The sequence below is a fragment of the Siminovitchia fortis genome, assembly GCF_003605365.2.
GTDB classification, from domain to species: Bacteria; Bacillota; Bacilli; order Bacillales; family Bacillaceae_C; genus Siminovitchia; species Siminovitchia fortis.
Genome location: NZ_QYTU02000001.1, coordinates 312,654 through 319,379 on the forward strand (window position 1 = coordinate 312,654; position 6,726 = coordinate 319,379).

Genomic DNA, 6,726 nt, shown 5'->3' on the forward strand with positions numbered 1-6,726 from the left:
AAACCTTCTTTCATAGGTTGTAAAAGTGGCTACCCGCTATCAAGCAACTTTTCTTCGCATAACATTCTTTTTTGAATTTTGGACATGACCATCTACTCCTTTTTGGAACTTTTTCAATATATTTAGTAACAAAAAACGCATACCCTAAAAGAGTATGCAGCTTAAATTGGGTATAGAAGTTTCATCCATCCCTTTTTATCAGGTTGACAATCAATTGATGCAATGAACCAGGCTTGGATTATATATAAAATTGGATTGGGCGTTCAATGTACGAAAAAACATTATCTGTGCCTCCCTGGAAAATCTTGGGGTAACCAATATTTTACTGAAAAAGTATTTAGTGTTCTTGAATATTATCATCCTTTTCAAATAATTGTCAACAGTTAGGTGATTTTTTATTTGAGATTTTTCGCTATCATTCCCGTACACCTTATCAGCTGCGGTATACACCATTCAATTTGAAAATATCAAATCTAATAAAGCAGTAAGACCATCCCCTTTTCTCCATAATACGGACATAAAAAATGCCCCCTATCTGAATCTGGAGGCCAAAGTATAGGTGAATACTTTTGAGATTTGTCATCGGAAAGAATTCTTATCAATTTCTCCCTATATTACTGATCAATGCTCTTCTTTCCTTCTTATTTATTTTGTCTGCCTTCATTTTGCGTACACCGGCAAAAACAGCGATTGCCCAACCGAGCAAAATGGTTCCATAAATGGGAGCCGTATACGATTCATTTATTACCCAGAAATTTAACATCGTTCGTGCATTGATGAGGATAATAAATCCCCCAACCAAAATACCCATTAATTGAGCAGGCACTTTTCGAACTAACCATGCCGCGATAGGTGCTGCAATAATGCCTCCCATAACAAGAGCGCCAACCCAAAGAAAGTTGATCTTTCCCCATCCCAATGAAATCAGAAATCCGAGAGTGGCCGAAACAGCGATTGCAAATTCACTTGTGTCAACCGTTCCAACTACTTTCCGGGCCGTCATCCCTTTTTTTGAAAGAAGAACGGGTGTGGCAATCGGACCCCAGCCCCCGCCGCCGGTTGCATCGGCAAAACCTGCAACTAACCCCAATGGAATCGACTGTTTGACAGATATTGTTCTGGCTTCCTTTGTCTCGCTGTTCTTAAATTTAAACAAGAATCGAAAAACCACGTAGAAGCCTAACAGTAATAGAAAAGCTGAAATATACGGTCTCACAATTTCGCCCGGCAAATGGCTTAAACAGCAAGCGCCCGCAAACGCCCCTATAGAACCGGGGATAATAAGACGATACAACATTCTTTTATCCACATTTCCAAATTTAAAGTGGGCTATTCCTGAAGCGGCAGTCGTAGCTACTTCAGACAGATGTATGGTGGCAGAGGCAACCGCAGGGGCAATGCCAAACGCTAATAAAAGAGTCGTTGAGGATATTCCATATGCCATTCCCAACGCACCGTCTATAAGCTGTGCAAGGAAACCGACAATAGCTAAAACAATCAGTTTTTTCATATTTCTCTTCCCTCATAAAAAATTGGGTTTGAAATCTTTGCTGCTAAACTATATAGTTCTTATCCTTCAAATATTTAATAATGAGCTGAACCGACTCTTCTAATGACAGCAGTTCAGTATTTATCGTTATTTCCGGATCCTCAGGCTCTTCATAAGGAGCATCAATCCCTGTAAATCCTTTGATTTTGCCTGCACGCGCTTTTTTATAAAGACCTTTCGGATCGCGCTTTTCACATTCTTCCAAGCTGCATTTTACATAGACTTCAATAAATTCGTTCTCTTCCAATATGGACCGCACTTGGTCGCGGTCCTTACGGTATGGCGAAATAAATGCCGATAGTGTGATGATTCCTGCGTCAACCATAAGTTTTGAAACTTCCCCTATGCGACGGATGTTTTCCGTGCGGTCCTCGGGACTGAAGCCCAGGTTTTTATTTAAACCGTGGCGAATATTATCTCCATCTAATCGATAAGTGTGTGCACCCGACTGGAAAAGCTCTTTCTCCAGCAAGGCGGATAATGTGGATTTTCCTGATCCCGACAGGCCTGTGAACCACAGTACAGCGCTTTGGTGGCCATTTCGCTTTTGCCTTTCTTCCTTTGACACTGCCGATTCATGCCACACCACGATATTGGGGGATGTACTCATTTGCTTCCTCCTAAAACTTTTTCATCAATTGCACCCGGATCATATTAATTCTTTTTGCTTTAAGCCTTTGACAAGCACGGCTGCAACCTCGGGACGGGAAAACTCTTTTGGGAGATCTTCTCCATTCCGAAGTTTTTCTCTTACCTTTGTTCCACTTAAAAGGACGCGAAACTCTTCATCATGCGGACACGTTTTTGCGGTGGCCATGTTTTCACACTTCGTGCAATAAAAGGCATTTTCAAATTTAAATATTTGGATTCCCAGTTCTTCTTCAAACTGTGAAATTAACTCTTGGGCTTCATAGGTGCCATAATAATCACCGACACCTGCGTGATCACGCCCAACGATAAAATGCGTGCATCCATAATTTTTACGGACTATGGCGTGTAAAATAGCTTCCCTGGGGCCGCCGTAACGCATTGCAGCCGGATAAATAACCAGTTTGGCACGGTCGGTTGGAAAATAATGTTGAAGAACCACTTGATAACTTTCCATGCGGATCTCTGCTGGAATATCATCTGCCTTCGTTTCACCAACCAGTGGATTTAACAATAGCCCATCGACAGATTCCAAGGCACATTTTTGAATATATTCATGGGAACGATGAACAGGATTCCTTGTTTGAAATCCAACAATGGTCTTCCATCCTAAATGGGCAAACATGTTCCGTGTTTCCCTCGGTGTTAAATAAAATTCTTCAAAAGGGGTATGGTTCGGACGGTTTAATAGATAGATTGGCCCTGCCAGATACACTTCACCTTTTTCATATATCTTGTTGACACCCGGATGTGCGGTGTCCACAGTCCCGAATACAAGTCTCGCTTCCTTTTCTTTGTCATAGCTGTATTTTTCCTGTAAATGAAGTACACCATAAACAATATCGTCCTCTCCGGTAAGGGCAATGTCGGTGCCAATTTCATATTCATCTGCTTCTTCCCCGGAAACGTGGAGAGTAATCGGAATACTCCAAAGCGTCCCATCGGCAAGACGCATTTCTTCTATGACACGGATGTAATCCTTTTGTCCCATGAATCCATTTAAAGGGCTGAATCCTCCAATGCCAATAAGCTCTAAATCCGATAACCCCCAAGCATCAAGCTTTAATGATTTTAACGAATCAGCTTTTTTTAAATAAGCTTCTCTTTGCAAACCAACTAATTCTCTCTGAATTAAATCGCCTCCATGGGGCAAAATGGAGCTTTCTTCTTTTTGTATCGTTACAGACATTGGCTCAACCTCCATCTTTTTCACTTATTCCAACACTTGAGGGCATAAACAGAGTTTTATATTTGGTTCCCTGAAAACAAAGGCGCAAGCGCCTGCTTATCGACGTACAGACTGGAGCGCTTCTGATGAGATAAAGGAAACACGCGCAGCGGAGCGGAGCGATGTTGACTTATCGTAGGAAAGCTACTACTTGAGATTGCCCCGTGTGATGCTTCCTCGAGTTAGCGTCGTGCAGCTTTGCGACGAGGTGAGCCTATACTTCTCCGAATAACCTGCGCCGCAGGAGCACATTAAGCGTGAAGTCTGCTAGTCGATAGGCGCTGGAGCCGGACGTAGCACAAAAAGATAATGAATTATCAACAACCTAAGTGCTTTATAATTTCCTATACCATGAAAAAGTTAATTTTGCCTATTATCGGAAGTATGGAGACCGCACTCTGTTTTATGAAATCCGGCCCACCTTCCTGCTCTAAAATCCCGGTCATCTGTTACAAGTGAAGTGCACGGTTCGCAGCCAATACTCGGGTATCCCTTTTCGTGTAAAGGATTATAAGGCAAATGATTTTGCCGTATATACGCCCAAACATCTTCCCAAGTCCAATAAATTAAAGGGCATACCTTAATTGACTGAAACCGGTCATCCTTGTTTACAAAATCTATATCCTTCCGACTCAAGGACTGTTCCCTCCGCAGACCGGAGATCCAGGCCGGAACGCCGTGTAATACTTCTTCCAAAGGTTTCACCTTTCGAATGTAACAACAAAGATCCGGCTGGCTTTTCCATAGTTCAGGACCATATTGCTTGCTCTGCTCTTCTAAAGTTAGTGCAGGCTGTTTCAACTGAATCTGGAGATCAGGATATTTTTCCTTTACTGTATCAATCAGCTCATACGTTTCTTTAAAATGTACTCCGGTATCCAAAAAGACAACTTGTGCATTTGGTTTGATTTTGGAAATGAGGTCAATTAATACAATGCCTTCTGCACCAAAACTGCACGCATAAATAATAGAGTCTTTGTAGGAATCATACGCCCACTGTAAAACTTTTACAGCGCCTTTTGTTTCATCCGAAGGTATCCAATCTTTAAAGGGATCTTCCTCAAACTCTTTGTAACTGATCAGCGGGATACTCATTCATTCCACTCCAAGCTTCTAAATTTATCCCTTATGGGCTCTTTCCCTTGTTAACCTATTCACCCATTACATGTAATGAGCCTGTATATTTAATCCGATCCCAAGGCGCCAGGGCAAATTAAGAAAAGCGCAAGGCGTGCAGCCTTAGGAGACAAGCACAAGGCGAATTTTGATGAGGCAGTTCTTCAGCCCCACAGCAAAGCAGCTAATTTAAATCACACCGTGTTAAAGCATTACTGAGAGGCTTCGTGCAGCTTTGCGACGAGCTAAACAAGGCTTCCTCGAAAAGGTTATGGCGCAGGAGCACATTCTTCATGAATAAGCTTCCTTGCGGCTTGATCCTTGCGCCAATGGCGCCTGGCCGACTTGAACCGCCACGTCCTGTGGCGTCGGCAGGCTCAGTACGCGACATCCTGTCGCTTCGCTTGCACTAGTACTTCCTGTACGTCGTCGGCACTAGGACTTCCTGTACGTCGGAGCTGGACATATAACATCATTGTCTATATTGAAGACTTTTCAAATTTTGTACTTTAACAGCAAAAAAAAGACAGAGGGGGTTCCCTGTCCATGTTTGTTATCTATATAAGTTGAATTAAGTTTTCATATATTTATTCGGCGAATATAAAGTTAGGAGAGGAAGGAACAAGCTCATAGTGCCAGAGTTAGCGAGGAATTCCCAAACACGATCACCATGAAAGACTCACAGGCAGCATCTCCAGTGACCGCGCAAGAGGCTTATCGCTGATTACGGTCACTGGGCAGTGTTTCCAGTGACTGCGCAAGAGGCTTATCGTTGATTACGGTCACTGGACAAGGCTCTCCGAAATGACTGAATATCTATTAAACCTTAACAAAAGTCGAAAACACTAATGTACTTTTACACATAAATTAGGGCTTGACTGCTCATAGTGCCCGTGGCCGTGCGTTTAATGTAAGTTTATAAGTATAAAATGAATTTGAAATTTATTACATAATCATTTAATCGGATCGGCCCGCCGATGACCGCGCAGGCGCTTTTTCATCGAAACAGGTTGTCGGCCGATTTATTCCTAATAAGAATGGTAACAATGTTTAGTTCAGTTTATCTGGAAAATTTCGCTCCAAACTCTTTCATTATCGCTTCAACTTCTTCGGCATGTTCCGGTTTTAACAGGCTTTGCATCCGTGGCATAAAGCTCCTTAAATATTCTTCATCAAAACTTCTTTCATCCAGCTTCTGGAAGCTTTCAGCAAGCAATGCTTCCGCATTCCCCTGCTCACCTTCCCTTATTCTTTCCATTATGAATGACTTGAATTTCTGCTGACCAAGGTTCATTAAAAATCTCTCCTTTTATTATCCTATTCGTGTATTATCATCAGTTTTAACCCTCAATAATATTCAGAGATGGATGAGGATGATGGGGAAACGCACTAAACTATTTCCCCGCTTTGCTTCTTTTCCTAACAGGATAGGATTTGCTGACAAACGGAATTTCCTCAATGCCATTCAATTTGTTTACATAGACAGACATGACGAACAGGACATTTGCAAGCAGGTGAGTGTAGTCAAATAAAAGTTTCGGTACCTCCTGTTCCAAACTCACTTTATGTAAAGCGCGAACAGACTTTTTCGCCTCGCTGCGACACGTATGAAGGACACAGGCTGCTGTTGTCCCTTGCGGAAGCAGGAATCTGTCAATCTGATCTTTCACCTCTTCGACATAAACATCGTACATCTCGCTTAAACGGCTTAAATCTTCCTGAGTAATCGCCATGTTGCCGCGGACGGACCCATTTAAATGATAGACCATTGGAAGCAAGTACATTAAATCTTCATGAACGACCGGAATATCTTTAGTGAGCGAGGCTGCCAGCCCAATGCGTGTCGTTAAAGAATCAGTCCTGATTTCAAAATCGACGGTTGAAGCAGATTCACGCATGTAAGGATAGCAAAGATACCTTAGGTCCTTTTTTCCCATTGTTCATTCCTCCTTCTATCTTTCACGGAAAAAATCCATTTTAATGCATCATACAGCACTTTGCCAACTTATTTAATAAAGCCGTTTCGTATAACTTTCCTCCAGAATATCAACAACTTCTTGATTTGAAATTTTTGCACTAGCGTTGCATAAAGAATAAAAAGCATAGTCAAGCATTGATTTTCTATACTTAGGGTAAGTGACTGAATTTCCAGATTATGGCTGATTCTATTTGAAGAAAAAAAGAC

At 42.0% G+C, this 6,726-nt stretch carries 6 protein-coding genes; all 6 read right to left on the minus strand.

Annotated elements, in window-relative coordinates:
* Positions 1-598 precede the first annotated feature (598 nt).
* Positions 599-1,510: a sulfite exporter TauE/SafE family protein gene (locus D4N35_RS01655; protein ID WP_120068925.1), complete on the minus strand. Its 912-nt coding sequence runs from the start codon at positions 1,508-1,510 to the stop codon at positions 599-601.
* 43 nt (positions 1,511-1,553) lie between these two features.
* Positions 1,554-2,159 (minus strand): adenylyl-sulfate kinase, encoded by a 606-nt coding sequence (gene cysC / locus D4N35_RS01660; RefSeq protein WP_120068928.1) that lies wholly within the window; start codon positions 2,157-2,159, stop codon positions 1,554-1,556.
* A gap of 39 nt (positions 2,160-2,198) precedes the next feature.
* Positions 2,199-3,386 (minus strand): sulfate adenylyltransferase, encoded by a 1,188-nt coding sequence (gene sat / locus D4N35_RS01665; protein WP_120068930.1) that lies wholly within the window; start codon positions 3,384-3,386, stop codon positions 2,199-2,201.
* A 399-nt stretch (positions 3,387-3,785) separates the two neighbouring features.
* Entirely contained in the window at positions 3,786-4,520 is a 735-nt protein-coding gene (locus D4N35_RS01670; protein ID WP_120068933.1) for a phosphoadenylyl-sulfate reductase, read from the minus strand.
* A 1,081-nt stretch (positions 4,521-5,601) separates the two neighbouring features.
* The gene (locus D4N35_RS01675) at positions 5,602-5,835 is read right to left on the minus strand and encodes a hypothetical protein (RefSeq protein ID WP_120068935.1); all 234 of its coding nucleotides are present in this window, start codon (positions 5,833-5,835) and stop codon (positions 5,602-5,604) included.
* A 100-nt stretch (positions 5,836-5,935) separates the two neighbouring features.
* Positions 5,936-6,478, minus strand: coding sequence for a cobalamin adenosyltransferase family protein (locus D4N35_RS01680; RefSeq protein ID WP_120068938.1), 543 nt, complete (start codon positions 6,476-6,478; stop codon positions 5,936-5,938).
* Between the last annotated feature and the right edge of the window lie 248 nt (positions 6,479-6,726).